16 protein-coding genes and 1 pseudogene are annotated in these 18,900 nt (G+C 46.4%); 10 read left to right on the top strand and 7 right to left on the bottom strand.

Features of this window, described 5'->3' with window-relative positions:
- Nucleotides 1–112 precede the first annotated feature (112 nt).
- Complete coding sequence (locus SG35_RS30915; protein WP_053042789.1) at nucleotides 113–2,365, top strand: pre-peptidase C-terminal domain-containing protein; 2,253 nt, start codon at nucleotides 113–115, stop codon at nucleotides 2,363–2,365.
- Between the two features lie 76 nt (nucleotides 2,366–2,441).
- Here SG35_RS30915 and SG35_RS30920 read toward each other — a convergent pair.
- Nucleotides 2,442–3,100: pseudogene (locus SG35_RS30920) on the bottom strand (IS256 family transposase).
- Nucleotides 3,101–3,686: 586 nt separating this feature from the next.
- On the opposite strand from SG35_RS30920, the gene SG35_RS30925 reads away from it, so the two are divergent.
- The 4 genes from SG35_RS30925 to SG35_RS30940 all read left to right on the top strand — a co-directional run bounded on the left by SG35_RS30925 (nucleotide 3,687) and on the right by SG35_RS30940 (nucleotide 6,523).
- On the top strand, nucleotides 3,687–4,154 hold the full coding sequence (locus tag SG35_RS30925) for a hypothetical protein (protein WP_044831017.1): 468 nt from the start codon (nucleotides 3,687–3,689) through the stop codon (nucleotides 4,152–4,154).
- Nucleotides 4,155–4,283: 129 nt separating this feature from the next.
- Nucleotides 4,284–5,033 (top strand): hypothetical protein, encoded by a 750-nt coding sequence (locus SG35_RS30930; RefSeq protein ID WP_044831018.1) that lies wholly within the window; start codon nucleotides 4,284–4,286, stop codon nucleotides 5,031–5,033.
- A 248-nt stretch (nucleotides 5,034–5,281) separates the two neighbouring features.
- Nucleotides 5,282–5,785: a hypothetical protein gene (locus tag SG35_RS30935; protein ID WP_044831019.1), complete on the top strand. Its 504-nt coding sequence runs from the start codon at nucleotides 5,282–5,284 to the stop codon at nucleotides 5,783–5,785.
- A 279-nt stretch (nucleotides 5,786–6,064) separates the two neighbouring features.
- On the top strand, nucleotides 6,065–6,523 hold the full coding sequence (locus tag SG35_RS30940) for a hypothetical protein (RefSeq protein WP_152646473.1): 459 nt from the start codon (nucleotides 6,065–6,067) through the stop codon (nucleotides 6,521–6,523).
- 120 nt (nucleotides 6,524–6,643) lie between these two features.
- On the opposite strand, the gene SG35_RS30945 is transcribed toward SG35_RS30940, so the two are convergent.
- Nucleotides 6,644–6,820, bottom strand: a complete 177-nt coding sequence (locus tag SG35_RS30945; protein WP_169749403.1) for a hypothetical protein — start codon at nucleotides 6,818–6,820, stop codon at nucleotides 6,644–6,646.
- Nucleotides 6,821–7,520: 700 nt separating this feature from the next.
- On the opposite strand from SG35_RS30945, the gene SG35_RS30950 reads away from it, so the two are divergent.
- Complete coding sequence (locus SG35_RS30950; RefSeq protein ID WP_044831023.1) at nucleotides 7,521–9,302, top strand: jacalin-like lectin; 1,782 nt, start codon at nucleotides 7,521–7,523, stop codon at nucleotides 9,300–9,302.
- Between the two features lie 241 nt (nucleotides 9,303–9,543).
- Nucleotides 9,544–10,506: a helix-turn-helix transcriptional regulator gene (locus tag SG35_RS30955; protein ID WP_160298219.1), complete on the top strand. Its 963-nt coding sequence runs from the start codon at nucleotides 9,544–9,546 to the stop codon at nucleotides 10,504–10,506.
- A gap of 41 nt (nucleotides 10,507–10,547) precedes the next feature.
- On the opposite strand, the gene SG35_RS30960 is transcribed toward SG35_RS30955, so the two are convergent.
- On the bottom strand, nucleotides 10,548–11,087 hold the full coding sequence (locus SG35_RS30960; protein ID WP_044831024.1) for a hypothetical protein: 540 nt from the start codon (nucleotides 11,085–11,087) through the stop codon (nucleotides 10,548–10,550).
- 323 nt (nucleotides 11,088–11,410) lie between these two features.
- On the opposite strand from SG35_RS30960, the gene SG35_RS30965 reads away from it, so the two are divergent.
- Both SG35_RS30965 and SG35_RS30970 read left to right on the top strand, forming a co-directional pair.
- Nucleotides 11,411–11,587 carry a hypothetical protein gene (locus tag SG35_RS30965; RefSeq protein WP_160298220.1) on the top strand — a complete coding sequence of 59 codons (177 nt, stop codon included), beginning with the start codon at nucleotides 11,411–11,413 and terminating at the stop codon, nucleotides 11,585–11,587.
- Between the two features lie 256 nt (nucleotides 11,588–11,843).
- Complete coding sequence (locus SG35_RS30970; RefSeq protein ID WP_044831025.1) at nucleotides 11,844–12,188, top strand: hypothetical protein; 345 nt, start codon at nucleotides 11,844–11,846, stop codon at nucleotides 12,186–12,188.
- A gap of 31 nt (nucleotides 12,189–12,219) precedes the next feature.
- Here the strand turns inward: SG35_RS30970 and SG35_RS30975 are convergent, their stop codons facing one another.
- From SG35_RS30975 to SG35_RS30985, 3 genes are all read right to left on the bottom strand, one after another.
- Nucleotides 12,220–13,359: an ABC transporter substrate-binding protein gene (locus tag SG35_RS30975; RefSeq protein ID WP_274055510.1), complete on the bottom strand. Its 1,140-nt coding sequence runs from the start codon at nucleotides 13,357–13,359 to the stop codon at nucleotides 12,220–12,222.
- 138 nt (nucleotides 13,360–13,497) lie between these two features.
- Nucleotides 13,498–14,583: an NAD(P)/FAD-dependent oxidoreductase gene (locus tag SG35_RS30980; RefSeq protein ID WP_044831026.1), complete on the bottom strand. Its 1,086-nt coding sequence runs from the start codon at nucleotides 14,581–14,583 to the stop codon at nucleotides 13,498–13,500.
- Nucleotides 14,583–16,811: a LodA/GoxA family CTQ-dependent oxidase gene (locus tag SG35_RS30985; RefSeq protein ID WP_053042792.1), complete on the bottom strand. Its 2,229-nt coding sequence runs from the start codon at nucleotides 16,809–16,811 to the stop codon at nucleotides 14,583–14,585. The genes SG35_RS30980 and SG35_RS30985 overlap by 1 nt, the downstream gene beginning before the upstream one ends.
- Nucleotides 16,812–17,264: 453 nt before the next feature.
- Between SG35_RS30985 and SG35_RS30990 the strand changes: the two genes are divergently transcribed.
- A complete protein-coding gene (locus SG35_RS30990) occupies nucleotides 17,265–18,368 on the top strand; it encodes an NF038122 family metalloprotease (RefSeq protein WP_044831027.1) in 1,104 nt (367 codons plus the stop codon).
- 65 nt (nucleotides 18,369–18,433) lie between these two features.
- On the opposite strand, the gene SG35_RS30995 is transcribed toward SG35_RS30990, so the two are convergent.
- Nucleotides 18,434–18,871, bottom strand: a complete 438-nt coding sequence (locus SG35_RS30995; protein WP_053042793.1) for a hypothetical protein — start codon at nucleotides 18,869–18,871, stop codon at nucleotides 18,434–18,436.
- Nucleotides 18,872–18,900 lie beyond the last annotated feature (29 nt).

Genomic DNA, 18,900 nt, shown 5'->3' on the forward strand with positions numbered 1-18,900 from the left:
GATTGCATTCGGTTGGCAGTAGGAGGCTAGATTTTAGTTGGTATGGAATAAGTGTTGGCACGACATCCTGAATCTATTGATTTGAAAAATATATAATAATAAGGATGAATTCATGTACAAAGGAATATTGAAATATACCACCATAATAATGGCACTGGCATCCAGCACAGTGTTTTCGGCAGAGCCTCCCACTTCACCCATGTCGTTAAGTAGCGGGCATACACTGCAAGCCGCTCCTCAAGTGACCATGAGTGCTTTGGATAATGAAGCGCTCCGGGCCCGTGACGCGAAACGGGCGGCATCGGCAAGCGAGCCTGTGCTGCAGTTTGCAGAGCCGATAGCGGTCTCCATTAAAGCCGAGTCTGACTGGACAGCTTTGCCCGCTATTAAGGGGCAGGCAGCATACTCCCTTTGGCGTACCAAGATCAGCTCTCCCGGCGCCTTGTCTTTAAACCTTGGCTTTAAAGAATTTTATATGCCTGAAGGCGGGGCACTGTTTGTCTATTCGGCGGACGGCGAGCAGATGATCCGCCCGTTTACCTCCAAAGATAATGAAGATCACGGGCAGCTGTGGACGCCGATGGTTTCAGGCGATACCGTGATCATTGAAGTGAATATCCCGTCCGATAAGCAGGAGTTTTTAAGGCTTGAACTAACTTCCGTCAATCACGGTTATATCGGCAAGGACATTCACAATGTCTTTCAGGAATCCAGATTGCTATCCGGCTCGTGCAATGTTGATGTCGTCTGCCCCGCGGGTGATGATTGGCGCCGGCAAATTCGCTCGGTTGCCGCCTACAGCACCGGTGGTTCGCTGTTTTGTACCGGCAGCGCACTTAATAATACCGCCAATGACGGCAAAGGCTATTTCCTGACGGCAGATCATTGCGGCATTAGCGCAAGCAATGCTGCGTCCTTGGTGACCTACTGGAATTTTGAGAACAGTTATTGCCGTGAGCCCGGCAGCGGCGACAGCGGCGGAAACGGCGACGGCCAGTTAAACCAGTTTAATACCGGTGCTATTTTCAGGGCGGGTAACAGTAGTTCGGATTTTACCCTGGTCGAACTGGATGACCCTTTTGATCAATCCCATAATGTCTATTTATCCGGTTGGAATGCCAATGCGACCTTAAATACTTCGGCGGTGGGCATCCACCACCCCAATGTTGATGAGAAACGTATCAGTTTTGAAAACGACAATGTGGTGCGCACCAACTATAGCAGCAGTACGCCAAATGCCAACGGCACGCATGTCCAGGTAATAGATTGGGATTTGGGCACCACGGAACCCGGTTCTTCCGGTTCGCCTTTATTTGATCAAAACAAACGGGTAATAGGCCAGCTGCACGGCGGCAGTGCTGCATGCGGCAATAACTCCCCAGACTGGTATGGCGCCTTATCGGTAAGCTGGAACAATGGGGCCAGCAATTGGTTAGATGCCGCCAATACAGGTTCTTTGGCTATTGACGGTATGGAAGGAAGCGGCAGTGATCCCGGAGTACCCAATGCCAGCTTCAGCTACAACTGTACTGACTTAAGCTGTAATTTTGACGGCTCGGGCTCAACCGACAGCGACGGCACCATTACCGGCTATGCCTGGAGTTTTGGCGACAACGGTAATGGCAGCGGTACCAATCCAAGCCATACCTATGGCGCTTATGGCAGCTATACCGTAACGCTCACGGTGACCGATAATGACGGCCAGCAGGACGCTGTCAGCAAAACCGTTGCTTTAGCCGACCCGGATCAGGGTAAGCTAACCAATGGCGTACCGGTTTCCGGACTTGCAGATAGCACCGGCAATGAGCAGGAATTTCATCTTGTAGTACCGGCAGATGCTTCCAGCGTAAGCTTTAACATGTCTGGCGGCTCAGGAGATGCTGATTTGTATGTCAGGTTTGGCGCCAAGCCAACCGAAAACGACTACGACTGCCGTCCTTATGCAGGTGGCAATAATGAAGATTGCAGCTTTAGCGCCCAAGCCGGCACTTACTATGTCATGATCCGTGCCTATAGCAGTTATTCCGGTGTCTCCTTAGTGGGCAGTTATCAAACCGGGGGCAGTGGCGATAGTGGTAGTAACCTTGATATCGGTTTAAGTTCAAAGACCTGGTTCCGTCATACCATTGAAGTTCCCGCCGGGACGGCTAAATTGACGGTAGAGACCAGCGGCGGCTCAGGCGATGCTGATCTTTATTTAAGATCTGGCTCAGAGCCGACCACGGGTTCATACGATTGCCGTTCGTGGACAAGTTCTAATACAGAGTCCTGTGTCATCAACAATCCAGCAGCCGGCACCTGGCATGTTGGCGTACATGCCTATAGTGCGGTCTCGGGTGTTGATGAGCAGTGGAGTTATCAATAAGTTATCTGGCCATCACTGATGGTGGCCTACCGATAATGTTAAAAGAATAAGTTTTGCACTCAGTTCTAAGTGGTATTCAAACTGGGTGCCTTTGTTTACTGAAGTCTTTTAAACGGTCTTCGAACTCGATCATAAAACGGTTCAAGGCCGTTTTCCAATTTCTTATTGGCATTGACCATTTTTTAGGTGCTTCACGTATTGCCAGGTAAACGACTTTTTTCGCTGAATCATCGGTGGGGAACAGCTTACGTTTATTGATAGCTTTACGGATAACACTGTTCAGTGATTCAATCGCATTTGTGGTATAAATGGCTTTCCTGATGTCTTCGGAATATTTAAATAGTGTATTCAGTTTCGCCCAGTGAGCATGCCAGTAACGACTGGTTTGAGGATAATTATTATCCCATTTATCACTAAATTGCTCCAGTTCCAGCAAGGCTTCTTCTTCAGTCACCACTTGGTAATTCTTTCAGGGGATGTATTTCATCGAATTATGCACCATGTGTACGATACAGAGCTGGATTTGTGCTTGCGGATACACAGTATTAATTGCATTCGGAAACCTTTAAGCCCATCGACACAGGTTATTAGAATATCATTAACGCCATGGTTATGTATCCCGGTTAAGACGTTTAGCCAGAACTTAGCCCCTTCGTTTTCAGAGAGCCGCATGCCCAGCAGTTCTTTACGGCCTTCAAGGTTAACACCTGGCGCAAGATAAATGGCTTTGCTGATAACGCGTTTTTACCACCCTCTGCGAAACCTTACCTTTTAACTAAGTTTAAATCGCCCTTTATCCCCTATCCTGACATCATAAAAAATATTTTCAGTGCGTACTGAGATCATCTTTGCTGATAAAGCACTAGTTATAGTAATGATGCTTGGCTTAGCCCATTAATAGATCTGTTTACCGGGAATACTGAAGATATAAGTGAAAAAACGGCTGTATCTCCCTCAAATAGCAGGTGTAAAAACCAAGCATCAACAACGTGGGAAGCGAATGCATGACAGCTTGGTTTCCATTTACTTAGTCACAATCTGAACCCTTAACACAGGAGAACCAAATGCCTAAAAAGCTTCAAATGTAAAAATGAAAATACTCTATCAACCCCCGGTTATCACTCAGGTTTTAATTGACAGGTGTAGCTCCTTGCTTTGATGTGTTGATCTTCAGGCATCGCCATTAGCTTTACCATGCTTTTGTGGTTACATGCTTGTTTATTTATCTGCACAGCGGGTTCAGTCGGGTGGTTGTTTGGATGGGTATTCAATAGACCCGCACAGCGATGTGAAGATAAACCTTTAGCAATAAGGAATCATTATGAAAAACTTAATTATTAACTCTATTTGTAGCGCAGCCTTGGCTGCTTTTGTAACCTCAGCACATGCCGACGATGAAAAAATGTATCCCGGCTCAATGTGCAGCTTTGCCGACTTTCCACTGGCTTCTCACAATAAAATGCATCACCGGCATAAAAACCTTTCAGGCAGGGGCCAGTGGGTGACATGTCCCATCGTTAGAGACAGTGTGCTCAATGGTGTCGAATACTTGTCGCTTGACATGGTGGGCACCGCAACCAATGTCCGCTTTGAGCAGCGGGCACCGGGTAATGGCTCCTTGTCCGGGTGGAACTCCAGCGGATTAAGTTTTGTTGGCGGCGGAGTGCAGTATTACTGGTTTAGCGGCAATTCCTGGGCCAGCCCTATTAATAGAGCGTCTTTGAACCTTGAGCTGTATCTTTACAATAACGCCTATATCAATGCTTATCGGGTAAAAGAGCGCACTTAACCGCTTTTGTGATGGTTAATATGCAGTCGTCTTGCTGTAAGTTTGGGTACTAAGTGTAGTGATAGCTCCTGCAAGGCATATTAACCACCCGACAATTTAGACATTTTTTATTTTAGAGGATGTGCAGTCATGCTGACGAAACATATTTATATATTGGGCATTTGTGCGGCAGCCTTGATTATTATGCTGATCATTGCGGCAACTTCACGACAAAGTGATTTAGCTCCGGCGAAAATGGCTATCCACCCGATAACTTCACCCGCAATTGAACGGCAAACCACAGATGCCAACACACTGTTAACGATAGAAAATGCGCTAACAGCTATTCAGGATGCCATACCGGCACTAAAAGATGTGGTTGAGCAAAACCAGCTGGCCAATGAAAAGCGGATAAAGACTCTTGAACAGAATATCCAGCAATTACAATCAACCTTACAACACACCGGCGATACGACTGAGCAGTCCCTTATAAGTGAACCTCAAGTGTTTTCGCCGGAACACGAGCAAGCCTTGGCCAAAGAGCGGGCTCAGGCGCAAGTTGCGACATTTGATCATGCGCTTGATCAGGAAGTGCGGGATGAAGGCTGGGCAGCAGAAATGGAAAACATGATCTCTTTTGCCTCACAAAGAGAATTATACCAAGGATCTACTATCACCAGCCCCAGCTGTAAATCAACCTTTTGTCGTTTTGAAGCCTCTCATGACGACATCGGCAGCAAAGATAATTTTGAGTTGATCCGGCGTGAATTACCCAATAGTTATCATATGCAGCATTTTGACCTTGGCGGCGGTAGTTCCCGTACGGTAATGTATATTATTCGCCAGGGAGAGGAGATGAATAATGTTATTTTCAATACCCTGAATCCTGGGGCGGAATAAGCGCTATTGCCATATTCCTTTGCGGGTATTATCCGGACAATCTGGCGCAGGGGGCTCAGGAAAAACTTGTCATAATAGCCCCATTTGGCGATGGCCAATTTTATTGGTTTAGTGTTTGGTAAGAGCATAAGTTGTGATTTAATAAGTTTGGCTATTTTTATGGTGCCAGGCACTATACAATTGCCAAACTTTTTCAATATTTTATACTGGCGCCAGCCTGCATTGTTAGCTGTTATCAGGACATTTCTTTGAAGTTATTTTTTACTGCATTTACCAATCTTTTTTTTATTTTCGTGGTTTTAATCGTAAATCTTCAAGCTTTCAATGCATTTGAACATAGTCTTTTTATGGCGATATTATCTATTATTCTCCCCTATGCTTTCCTAATGATTCGCCTTAGGAGCAAGCAAAAAAGAGAACTTCATTTTGCATACTCACACAGGCGTAAAGGTTATTTTCCTGCAATTCATTCAGCCGTCCTAAGTTGTCTTTTTTTTGCTCTTTTAATTAAAGTCATAAACGGCCTGCATTTTTATGATGATAGTTATATAAAATATTTAAAAATAACGAATATTCGAAGTGTAAAAAGTACCGAGTATGTGGATATAGAAGATGCTTCAGACCGCTATTCAGTACTTAAACCTGAAGGGTATAATGACTTTGATTTAATGGGAAAAGTTTTAGTTGTCCATTTTAACCGGGGTTTACTGGGATTTTTCCAAATACAATCGATTGATAAAATAACAAACTGAACCTATCTATCAAGAAAAATAATAAGCTAGTCGCCAGGCATTTAAACAGCTATTATTCGCCCCATATAGCAGTGTCATTTACCTGGCTCCTGTTTTGTATATAAAAGGTTGTGATAACCCACATTGTGATAAACCGCAGGTGCATTTATCTTCCTTTTTTAAAGGGAGTAAAAATTAACGGGTGTATAAGAAGTTAATGCAATCACAAGCGTACTAACGGTCGTTCGGCCAAATCATAATAAAATCCGTAAATAAAGATGTAACAGATTAAAGATGTATATGATTAAAAAAATATTAAAGGCTATAGGTATCACCTTTTTGGTGTTGTTATCCCTCGCCCTTGTTGTGGGAATTTGGGCCGGTTATAAATCGGCAGAGTATGAAGACACGGCAGTACCATATATGGCCCGGGCCATACCTGAAATATCCAAATGGCATCCCGAGATTATGAAGTCTTATATGGCTCCGGAAACATTAGCCGAAGTATCCGATGAAGACTTTTTAGAAATGGTAAACATACTGGCTAAAATGGGAGCGCTGATCTCAACCGAAGAGCCTGTTTTCCAAAAGGTCAACACCACTTCAACAATGCAAACCGGTTCAATGACATTAGTGACCTATCAGGTTCCGGCAAAATATGAGCATGGAGATGCCAACTTGACCGTTGTCCTCAAAGAAAAAGGCGACTCGTTTGAAGTTTTTTATTTCCATGTCGAGTCAATGGCGCTGTTTAAGTAAGGCATACAGCAAAGCTGTGCCTAGCTGTTCAGAAATATTCTCTTTGAAAAGATCGGCCAGGATGAGGCGAGCAAGCCTTTTCCCGGCCGAAATTATTTAATGCAGATATAAATCAGCACGTTAACAGAGATATGAAGTTTGACAGCCACAAGTTTCGGTATAAGGGCAAGTGGCGTAGTCATCGGCAGAAAAACGGGTATCACGGCCACCGGCGATCTGTGGTGTCATTGCTGCCGGCAGGGCATTTTTATCCTTTGACAGGTTTTTTAGTTTCTTTTTATTTAATTGAAGTTTCATAAACGCTTCCTTTTGTTCAATGTTATTGTCCAAGCCTTTAATGGCAGGGGCAGTTAAGGCGTAACGATACGCCAACCTTAGTTAATCGTTTGTCTCATAAAGAATCAACCCTTTGTATTTTATATGTTTATTTTATTTGTTTTAGCTCAATAAAAAAGCTTCATTATTCTTTCCCCTTTGAAGTAGCGCATTCTTCAGGAGGAAGACCACAATCAATAGCCAGGCAAGACCAGGACAAATTATCCGGGTCAAATTTACTAAAACCACTTTTAAACAGGTGGTTTTTTTGTGTCTTTACACCACGGTAAAAAAATAGCCAGGTATGAATTTACCCTTGACTTAAAGCATTCGCCCGAAGGTAAAGGAAAACTTGTTTTTCATTGTGCTCTCTGATTTTTTCATCGCTATGGCGAAGCCGGGATATTAACGGATTCAAGGGGAGAATCGGCTCAATTGCGAGGGGAGAAAGGTGCTTTTGGGTCAGGATATTGAACCATTCCCCCATTTTTTCACTCATTTTTTGTAAAGACAGGTAACTTTATCCGGCCAAAATTTGTTCCCTGTGATCATCTTTGATTTAATCGATTAAGTTTCCGGTTTTAGCCGCGCCATTAAGCGACACTGAACAGCGGGAACCTTAGCAGGAGTGAATATTTACTTCACTATGCATCTGTAAAAATAAAGAAAAAGGAACTTAAGCATGAACACCTCCTTAGTAAAAGCACTTTCAGTGCTTGCCCCTGTAGTGGCGTCCACTTTGATTTCTTCCCAGGCTGTCGCCGAAACCTGGGGAGAGCGGGCATTATTGATCCAAAATATGCTGGATAAAGATGTTCCCCTGGCGCAGAGCACCTGGGTTGGCACCCATAATTCGTTCGCCAATGCCGATGACGACGACTATCTGGATGTTAACCAGGGGGATTCGGTAAAAAACCAGCTCAGGGCCGGGGTGCGGGAAATTGTTTTTGATGTGCATTATGCAGCCGATGTTGTCGGCGATCTGCTCAATGTCAATAAAGCGGTGCGCGTTTGCCATAACGGCGGCAGCTTTGGCGGTTGTACCGACGGCATCACAGGTAATCGCAAATTTAAAAATGCCCTGGATGATATTGCCGAATGGCTCAATGAAGGCAACCGTGACCAGGTGGTATTGCTGAAACTGGAATTGCAGGACAGCGCCCGCCGCAACATCAATAAGGTAGAAGACAAAATTGATAACCATATCGCCGATTATCTTTATAAACCCGAAAACAGGAGTTATCACGGCGATCTGGATAATTCCACTGGCTGTACCGAACTGGCAACGGCACAAATCAGCAAAAAAGGCGTGTTAAATGCCGGTAAAAATGTCATCGCTTTTGTCACCGAAAGCTGTCAGAGCGATAACGGTTTTAATGATATGGTGTTTTATGGCGGCGACGCCGCTGAAGATGTCAACAGTGTTGACAAACTTACGGCCTGGAGCGCAGATGACAAGCTCAATAAAATGAGCCGGGTGAAAGATGCGGTCACCAAGAGTCAGATCCTCAGTACCAAAGATTATGCGAAAATGGTCCCGGGTAATGTCGAACAATGGCTTGATGCCGGTTTAAATATCTTTGAATTGTACGGCTTTAACGCCGCCGGCAGCGAATGGCGGGTGGATGATGAAAATGGCGTCAAGGATTATCCCGTTAACCAGGAAAACATGGTGTGGAGCTGGTCTGCCAATCAGCCGGATGACTATAACGGTGAAGACTGTGCTATGGTGCGCAGCGACGGTAAGTTTAACGACGCCCCTTGCAGCAACAGCTATCAATATGCCTGTTACAGCGATAGTACCGGTTGGTCGCTGAGCTCAGGCAACGGCAGCTGGCAGGATGGCTTTACCGTTTGTGAAGATGCAAGTGCAGCCTTTAAAGCACCGGTAAACAAGGTGCAGCTAAATGCCCTTAATGCCGTACTTGGCGGCAGTCCTGCCTGGATTAACTATTCGGACCAGGCGATGGAAGGGGAGTGGGTGGCCAACTTTGCTTCCCTGAGCGAAGCCCAGTCGCGTTTTTACCGCACCGGTAGTGTGGTTGGCGGCACCGGCGGCAGCAGTTTTGATGATATTGAACAGCTGGCCTTAGATCAGTATCGCGACAAGCGCCGTATCACTAAAATTCAGATGAGTGCCGGTAACCGGGTGGACAAGGTTGGCTTGATTTATAGTGACGGTCAGTCGGTGTCTCACGGCGGTAACGGTTTTGACCGGGAGCTGAACTTAGGCCCGGGCGAGTATATCTATAAAGCCAGGGCCTGTGTGGATAGTAAAAACGGCTCGGACCGCATTTTTTACCTGTATTTTGAAACCAATACCGGTAAAACCCTCAGTGGCGGCAGTGAGCAGGGAGGATGCACGACGACTACGGCTTACGGCGGCTATGAAATATTTGCCATGAAAGGCCGCTCGGGTAACGAGCTCGATGCAGTGGGTTTTTACTCGCGTCAGTTTAACTAGGTTATCGCCATTGGTGAAGTAAAGCAGGGGAAGGGTGACTTTCCCCTGTTATGCTCTAGCTCTCGATGAAATCGCTGCCTTGATGTGAGCTCCACCGTGATTTTGTCGCCGTGAAGCAGCCATATCCAGGCTTGTTTTTGTGATCTTTTGTTGGTTATAGTGAAGCTTCCTTACATCACGCTTGCCCTTATTTATGGTCGAATTACCTCATTTATTGTCATCAGCGGGCAAAGATTTTCACTTGTCATCTTCTGCTTTGGCCCGGTGCCAATACTGGCTGGCACAAGTCAATTTAGATCGGGACTATCATTCTCAAATTCAGCCTATCGGCCATTTCTTTTCCCTGCTGGCCGAATATATCCGGGATCCCGACTGGGTATGGCAACAGGGGGCCCAGCGTATGCCTTCTGATTTTAGTGTTTTCGGTATGGCCATTGCCTTAGCCGAGACCCTGCAAGAAAGCCTGCAGCTGTTAACGGAGTTCTCTTCTGCTGCTTTTCCCATATCTGTCAGCCGCACGCAAGACAGTGATTATGTATATTTTCATGTGCATTTTCCCGAGGCTTTCGTCCCAAGTTTATGGTTACATGTCAATTATGCGGTTGCCGGGTTTTGCCGGTTTCTGCAAACCTATTTTGATCTTGGCCGGGAACAAGTTGCTATCGCTATTCCTTTGCCTGAGGAGGGAGCCGGGAGCAAGACACTGCTGGCCAGGCACCTGCTGGCAATGAAGCCTTATTACGGCGCTGATGAACTGACCTTTCGCCTGCGCAGGGAATATCTCAATATCAGCAATCTCAGGCCAGATATGACCACTAAAACCGAGCTGCTGTCTTTATGCCGGTTAAAGGTTCTGGCGTTAAAAGAATCGCCTAATTTTAGCGATAAAGTCTGCACCCTGCTGCAGGGCGATTTGGCTGCCAGTCCGTCAATGACGCAAGTGGCGGATAAATTATGCATGAGCCCGAGAAACCTGCGCAAGAAACTGGCAGATGAAAACACCACTTTTACCGCATTGCTGACCGGACTGAAAATGCGGCGGGCCAGCTATCTGCTTGAGCATAGCAGGGATAATATTGACCAGGTGGCTTTGCAAACCGGCTATCAGGATGTCGGCCATTTTCGTAAGGTTTTTAAGCTGGCGACAGGCATGACGGCAACACAATTTCGACAAACGAAAACCGGGCAGCCAATACAGCCGTAAGCTTGTTTATATCTGTCTTAGCCGGTAGCTCCTGTTGTCCTTCACAAGTTGTCATCAAGTTTACTTTGGAAGTAACTCATCTGGCGGTTGTAGTCGGAAGTTGACAGTAAACTCCGTTTCTTTTGGATATCGGCCATCTCCATTTTAATACCTTCTCTTCTCAGGTGGTCGGTATGGGCTTGATCTTCCATGGCTGATTTTTGTGCCCAGGGAGATGTTCCCGGGGAATAGCTGGTTTTAAACACCGAGAGAGGGGTAAAAGGGATATCGACCGTAGTTGTTTGTCCCCCCAGGTGATCTTCTGAATGGCCGATGCCGCCTCCGAAGGTTTTCACACCAATGCCGGCGCCATAAGTCGTGTCCTGATTCATCGGCATACCGACTTTTACGCCGCCCAGACTGCCTGATGCCCCGGTATAATCACTGCCGATGCCGCGACTTGCCGACGGCCCCTCCATTTTGACATAGGAGCCATGCTCTGAGGTAAATTGTCCGCTGCCACTTGATGCGGTATGCGAATCAATAGGTTTATAGCTGTGAGAGGGCGCTGTCGTTGAAAACTTGCTTTTAAGCCAATCCATGAGGATCTCCGGGCAGATGGAAATATAACAGAAAAATGCAAACCGGGTGCCATTCCACAAATAAGAGACAAGTTCAGTATAATTAGAGAGTTAGATTTTTAACCTTCGTACAAATGGGGCAGGGAGAGGATTGTTTTTATGTTAAGCGGCGAAAAACACCCGAGCCAGGGTAAAAAATACCCCGCTTTAACATCACATCCCACCATCATCAATCAACTGTATCCGGGGATTATCATTATTCGCTTAAACAGGCAATTATCGGTGAGATAAAAACCGGGTTGGCGGCACATAATCAATAAAGTAATTTTGTCGGGGTAACATTGATGAGCACATTGAAAATACAAAAGCCGCTGACCGCCAGAGATGAACAGCCGTGCCTGATAAACCGGCTAATTTCGGTGGTGGGCTGGATATCTACGCCGCTGCTCTGGCTTTATATTGTTCTTTATTTGCTTGTCTCCGGTATTAACAGTAAGTTTAAATCTGCCAAGTGGTTATAAGAATCATGTCTTTTTAAAAAGCTGCCTATTGGTTATTTACCGAATAAACATTTGTATTTGTCCTAAATGTTGTCGGGCAAAGACCCTCTCTGTTATTAACGCCAGGCAAAAAGATTAAACAGCTCCATAACTAAAAGATGATGAAGGAAAAAGGTCTGGAAAAACATGTCAATTTTGCATATTCGTGACTAGGCTAACAAATATAAACAAATGGTTTATTAACCTGTAACTTAGCTGGTTGCTTTGGCGAAGTGATATGCATAAATACCTGTTAGCTTTCATTTTATCGGTGCCCTTAATTGGCTGTTATAACAAATGGCAAGAGCTGGAATTATATGCCGGAAAAATAGCCTGTGATGACAGCAGAACGGCTATTATCAAACGTGCAGCAAGTTATCAGGCCAAAGTATTGATAGATGATGAAAGCCAATCCGTTCAGGTAAGCAAGGGGGTTGAAACCGTTGTAATTCAGTTCGATAAAAACAATAAAATCACCCTGGTTTCTGTTTTTCAGATTGAACTTAAATTCTTTGGCTTGCATCGACGCCAGTTAACCCCCTATATTTTACTCGACTGCTACAGTAAAAGTCTCAACCAATAACGCTGACAGTAAAACTAAACGGTTTAAAGCCTTATTTAGCCGATTTATCACCTACGGGTTTTAACCCTGCTGGGGTTATTTGATTTAAATAGGCCTTATTAAGTCCCTGATGGTCATACTCTGAAAAGTATATCGGCAACCCGCCAAGATCCATTCTCAGCTGCTCGGCGTACCGGATAAAAGATTTATGGTTGATTTCCCCCTTGATGCTGCTCACTATGGCTGCAAATACCGCGGCATCGACATAGCCTTCCAGGGATTCATGGCTTAAAGCTTGCCCTGCCATGGCCTTTCTATAGTCTTTGACAATAGGCAACTGTGACTCATGAGGATCCTGCATCACCAGGGTCACATAAACGTTATTAAAGTATTTAAGTCGCTTGATTAACGACTGTGCGCCGACAAAAGATAACATAACGATATGGCTGTTGATGTTGGCCGCTCTTAATTCATTGATTAACTTCGCGATGGGTTCATAAGTACCGACACAGAAAATAACCTCGGGATTAAGTTGTTTAAGACGCTCGGTGGCCAGTGCAATATCCGAGGTATTACGTTTGTACCTGAGCTGTTCGATGGCGCTGATCCCCCTGGCACTTAAAGCGTTTTTATAACCTTTACTCGCGGTCAGGCCGAAGGCATCTGCCTGGATAAATAACGCGGCTTTGGATAAGTTCAGCTGGTCGATAAAATATTCCACCTGGGTTTCGGCTTCGGTGTAATAGCTGGCCCTGATATTAAAGATATTTTTCTTAATCGGAGATCTGAGAAAATCGGCGCCGGTATAAGGGGAAAAATAGATGATATTGTGCTCTTCCAGCAAGGGCATAATGGCTTTTGAAGTGGGGGTGCCGACATAACCGAAAAGGGCAAAAACCTTATCGTCCTCTATCAGTTTTATCGTATTTATCACAGTGTCGTGGGGCTCATAACCGTCGTCGTAGCTGATCAGGGTAATGGGGTGCTTTCGTCCTTTCTCGCTTTGATTATATTGTTTGAAATAAGTTTCGGCTCCTTGCCTTACCTGCAAACCGAGATTTTTTGTCGGTCCGCTCAGGGCCGTAGACATGCCCAGCTTAATTTCTGTCGACGATAAGGTAAACGAGGCAAGCAATAAGCAGGCTGTGCTTATCAATTGAACCGGGGATAGTGGACTGTTGGTTTCTTGCATATTGACTAAAGCATGACCTAACAGGCGAATAATTAAGACGATTAGTTTTAATATATACAAGATCTGCGGCAGGAAAGCGAATGCTGGCAACAAGTTCCGGCGGCACAAAAAACAGCTTTATGCCTGGATGATCTCTGATCAGGCTAGAGCCCCTTGCTGGCGGCGCTGCCAAAAAAGACTGTTATAACCGGCAACCTGCTCATATTGCTGGTAACGTTTATCCAAATAGGCAAGAAAGTTCTTCTGCATCAGCTGTTGGTAGGTTTGCAGATATTGCGGCTGGTTATTGAAATAGCGCTTCAGCGCCTGGCTGGCATAAAAGGCACCGGACAGGGCAGATGTCATGCCGTAAGAGGACAGGGGATCAAAGCTGGCGGCGGCATCGCCCAAGGCCAGCCAGTTTTCCCCGATACAGTTTTGCAAGGCGGACGAATAGGCAGCGCTGCGTTTAAAGGTTGAAGTCATGGGCCTGGCGTCGGCTAACAGCGGCGCCAATAAGCTCTGTTTATTTGCCTGCGCTAATAAGGTTTTCGGGCCATCGGGCAAAGGCAAATCGCCATCGGAGAAATAACACAAGCAGCCCCGGGTATCGGAATATTTTGCGTAGTACCACCAGCCCTGATAATCACTGGCAATCGTGGCGGTGGCGGCCGATAACTCACTGACGCTGTGGATATGACAGCTGGTGGCGACCATTTTATCCAGCCGCTGGCTATTGATGCCCAAATGCCGGGTAAAAGCCCGGGCGCGTCCGCTGGCATCAAGCACAAACCTGGCACTGAGGCATAATTTTTCGGGATGTTTCAGCTGCAGCTGCCAGTAACCGCTGGCATCTCTTGCTATCGCCTGCAGTGAGTTTTGCCAAAACATCTCTACCTGTTGCTGCTGACAATGCTTTAACAGCATGCCATCAAAGTGCTGGCGGTTGACTATCCAGCCGGCGCCTGCCGGGCTGGTAAGCAGATGACGCTGATAACTGCTTTGCTGGCCCCAGTTCACATGATAAGCCTGTAATGATCTGTGGTTCGCCGCAATAAAGTCTTCACTTAACCCCAGGCGCTTCATGATCTTAAGGGCATCCGCCATCAGGCATTCGCCGGGTTTGAGCACATCCGGTGCCCCCCTGTCGATGATGGCAATGCGCAATCCCTGTTTGGCCAGGGCAGAGGCTGCTGCCATACCCGCGACCCCGGCACCGACTATGATGGCATCATATAAGGGCATCAATCTTTTTCACCGAACAATTGCTGACGGGTAAAGGTTGGCCGTTTCGGCTCAGCCTTGTTGGCAAAATCACAGTCGTCCCGTTCGAGTTCACGCAAGTTTTCAAGATAAGTTTTATTCTGATCCTGCGGGGTTACTTCACCACTGGCATTGGTCAGGTTTTCCATGTGCAGCAGCTGGCGATAGCTTGGATCGTTCACGGTAAATTTTTTATTTACTTCCGACTCCACCCAGAGTGAGCTTAATTGGTAGTTTTCAATCTTTAACGGCGGATCCAGCTTTTTCTCTTTCACGATGCCGATTTTACTCCAGTCGCTGACCATGCCATTGATCTGGGTTTGATACACGGTTGAATTAAAAAAGCGCAGCCAGTCCTGGCGATAATCCAGGTGTTTCAGCCGCTGCAGCGGCGGTAAGCTTTGGTCATTAAGGCGAGCAAAGCTGCGCTCGCTTAATACCTGGTTCGGCACCCGCGCCGACCAAAAACTGGCTAAAGGCAAATAATAAGCGGGATCGTAATCTTGCCCCGAACGGCAGCTGCCCTCATCCGTTTGCCACGGTACGCCCATAAAACGTGTTAAGGTACCGGGGCCGCTGGCATTAAACATTTGGGCCAGGGCGACATCCGGTGTTAATACCGGGCCCAAATAATCCTGCACCGGCTGATCTTTGGCCAGGATATTTAAACGCATCTTATCCAGGGGGGCTTTTGTGTTCCACATGCTGATGCGGCGCAAAAACCAGGTCAGCTCTATGCCCGGATGAAAGGGGCCGCCCAGGCATTGGGCCAGATGGCCCTGGGTTAATGCCAGGGGCTGTTGCTGTAGTGGCAATTGTTCCAGGCACTTTATCGGCGGCTCAGGGCCATCACAGCTGAAGTCGCCTTGCGACCAGCGCTCTAATGCCTGATATTGCCGATCGGTCAGGCTGAGGTTTGCCAGCGGGTTGTCGGTATAATCGGCATAGGCATCGCCATAAAAAGGCGGCAGCTGATCGGCTTCTACCGCTTCCTGGCTGGCTGATATCGCCTGGCGGGCGATCTCTCCCACCTGCAGGGATAAAGCGGAATGCTTCGCCTGGTGTTGCCGGTAAATGTCGGCAAGCGCCTCAATGCGTTTAACCTTGGCTGTACTGACTGATGGCCTGAACTGGTTGAACAGGTATTGCCGTAATTCCCGGTTAGCACTGCTGTTATCTGCTATTTTTTCCAGTAATTGCCCGCGGGTGAAATTCCCCGGGGCATTTTCCCCGAAAAGAAAATAAAAACCGGCATTAACCGCCTGGTTATCCACCAGGCTTTTAAATATCGGATAGATATCACGGTAAAAAGAGACATTTTTTATCGGCTCAAGCAAACCTTGTTTTTCGAACAGGTCTTGCACCACATCCAATAAGGTGACCGTGCCCTCGATGCCGGGAGCAAAGTTGGGAGGCGTTACCGCCACCATGGCCGGTTCAGCGGTAAATTTTTCACCGTCGATGAGGATTTTAGCCCTGACCGTGCCGTCGGCGACATCATCATGCCAGCCGTTATTGTTGGCAAAGGTTACCGCAGGCTGGCCGTCAAAACTGGCAGATTTTCCGCGGCCCCCCAAAACCAGCAAACGTCCCTGATCATCGGTTTGCAGTTCCCCTAAATAAACGTCTTGCTGGTGGCGGGTGCCTTGATAAAACCTGGCGCTGTCAAAGGTGAAATTCTCTTTCTTCCCGGCATTGCCCTGGTGTCGGGATTTACCGGCAATTTTGCGCTTGCCCGGATCCAACAACAGCAGCTGTTTGCGTTTTTCAAGATCAATGATGTCCGGATTGCGTAAATGGCAATCCATGGCCAGGTTGCCGGGCTCGGTGAATAAGTTTTTTAACTCATCGGGCAATGTTGCTAATGCCTTGGCCAGTTTTTTGTCATCTAAGGGCAGGTCGTCGAGATCCATGGCATTATTAAATTGGTAATTAATGGCCTTGCGGTTTGCCAGGTGCACACTCCACTCTATCTGCACCTTGTCACTGCAAACCACCTCTTCCAAAACCTTGCCGTTTTCATCCAGGGCATAGATACGAAACTTTGCCGCCTGACGTTTAACCTTGCCTGCTTTATCTTTGTAATCCTGATCGGCCTCAAGTTGCTGATTGATCACTTCAGGGGAAATTAAATACTCGCTTTCACTATTGCCGACACGGGCGATACCAATGGCAGGATATATATAATAATGTCTTGCTGGCTTAGTCATCTCGTCTTCCTTTACGCTAGGTAATTATCAGTTAACTGCAATGGCAGCTTAGCTGCCATGGTGTTAACTATCGTATTAAAGCTGATAATAAACAAAAGACATTCCCCCGGTCGTTAACATCAGGTCTGGTCAATTAGCATACCATTTGGGAAATTTAAAAATATTACCAGTTATTACACCCGGACAGACTTGGTACCTTTCATAAGCGCAAAGCAGAAAAAGAAAGCTTAAAGCAGCAGGTAATGTGTTAAGGCAATAAGAGTGACACGCTCCCTTTGTCTTGATTTTACATAAAATTGTCTTTTTATTATCTTTAATGTCACCTGTTGCCTTGATTATTTCACTTCTATTAACTTTATTTATCTAAGTGTACGGCGGGAAAATTGTCCGTGATGTCACAGGCTTGGTTTGCAATAAACCAATAAAAAAATAATAAAATTAAAAGGAATTCGCATGTATATCAATAAAGTGTCTGCCATTGCAGCAATTGTTCTTGCTGCGAGTGTTAACATTTCAACAGCTTTTGCAACCACTATCGAATTAACCTATAACGACTCGGACTTTGCCGATGCCCAGGGACAGCTGGCCCTGGCCGGCTTTCGCCAGGCGGCTGATTTTTGGTCGTCAACTTTTGTTGATGATGTCACCATCAACCTGGATATCGGCTTTGCCGCCTTAGCCCCTAATGTTATCGGCTCAACCGGCTCTAACCGGGCGGTGTTCTTATATGACGATATCATACAAGGCATGACCAATGACGCGACTTCGGCGGCTGATGCCTCTGCGGTTAATAACCTGGTCTGTGATGATCAAAGCGTTGGCGTTTGTGCGATTAGTTTTTTGGATCAGGAAGCCGATAGCGCATCCCCCGGCCTGGATAACGACGGCTCCGCCGATAATTATGCCCTGGCACTGACGCAGGCCAATGCCAAGGCATTGGGGTTTTCCGCCAACTCCTGGGGCACGGCGTTTTTGGACTCGGATGCATCAATCACCTTTAGCAATGCCTTTGCTTTTGATTTTGATCCTTCCGACGGCATCGACAGCGACAAGATGGACTTTGTCGGGGTTGCCATTCATGAGATAGGGCATGCGCTCGGTTTTACCAGCGGTGTTGATACTTATGACTATTGGTATAACAACCAGACATCTCCGCTGGATCTAGATGATTATGCCATCATCAATACCCTGGACTTGTTTCGCTATTCCGATGAAAGCCTGGCGGCCGGCGACGGGGTATTAGATTTTCGGCCGGGCGCCGACAGTTATTTTTCCATTGATGGCGGCCAAACTTCCCTTGCCCGGTTTTCAACCGGCTCTTTTGGCGGTGATGGCCGTCAGGCAAGTCACTGGAAAGATCATCTTGGCCTGGGCACTATGGATCCCACCACGGGATTTGGTGAATATCAACAGGTCTCTAGCCTGGATATTTTAGCCTTTGATGTTATGGGCTGGGATTTAGCATCGACTTCGCAGGTACCCGAACCGGCATCTGTTGCTTTATTTGGCCTGGCCGGTGTTGGTCTGTTGTTTGGCCGCCGTAGAAATTGCAGATAAGACACTAAGCCTTCCTTCTTAATGGCATCCATAAATAGCTAAAGAGCAAGCAAAGCGTTGTCTCTTTAGCTATCTTTCACCTGAGCATAAGGTTTCAAGCACCGGCACAGTTTTTCTGTATCCGGGTGGCTTGACTTGTTAGCATTGACGCTATGGCGGGGCTCAGCTTTTTGAGAATTGGTATAGCAAGAATCTTTGCCAAGTTCTGCATTTATTTCGCCATGAGATAAACCTACGGGTAACAATTTAGCATAAGAGCCAAGGTTTTCAGCTTTTCTAATAAAATTTTCAGCTTGGCTACAGGCATCATCACTTCGTCGTGAGCATATTGCCAGAAACGGCGGAATTTTATTGTTAAGGGCATGGAAAGGGGATGCCTTTTGCCAATAATCAGGACTTTCACTAAACTTTTTCTTGTAAAACTCAGAAGGGTTTGGACCGGTTATCTTTTTCACGATGTCATAGCCGGAGATATCCAGCGAAATAGTGCCTAACCAAGGCATAATGCCACTTGTCATAATGGTATTGTAAT

The sequence above is a fragment of the Thalassomonas actiniarum genome, assembly GCF_000948975.2.
GTDB classification, from domain to species: Bacteria; Pseudomonadota; Gammaproteobacteria; order Enterobacterales; family Alteromonadaceae; genus Thalassomonas; species Thalassomonas actiniarum.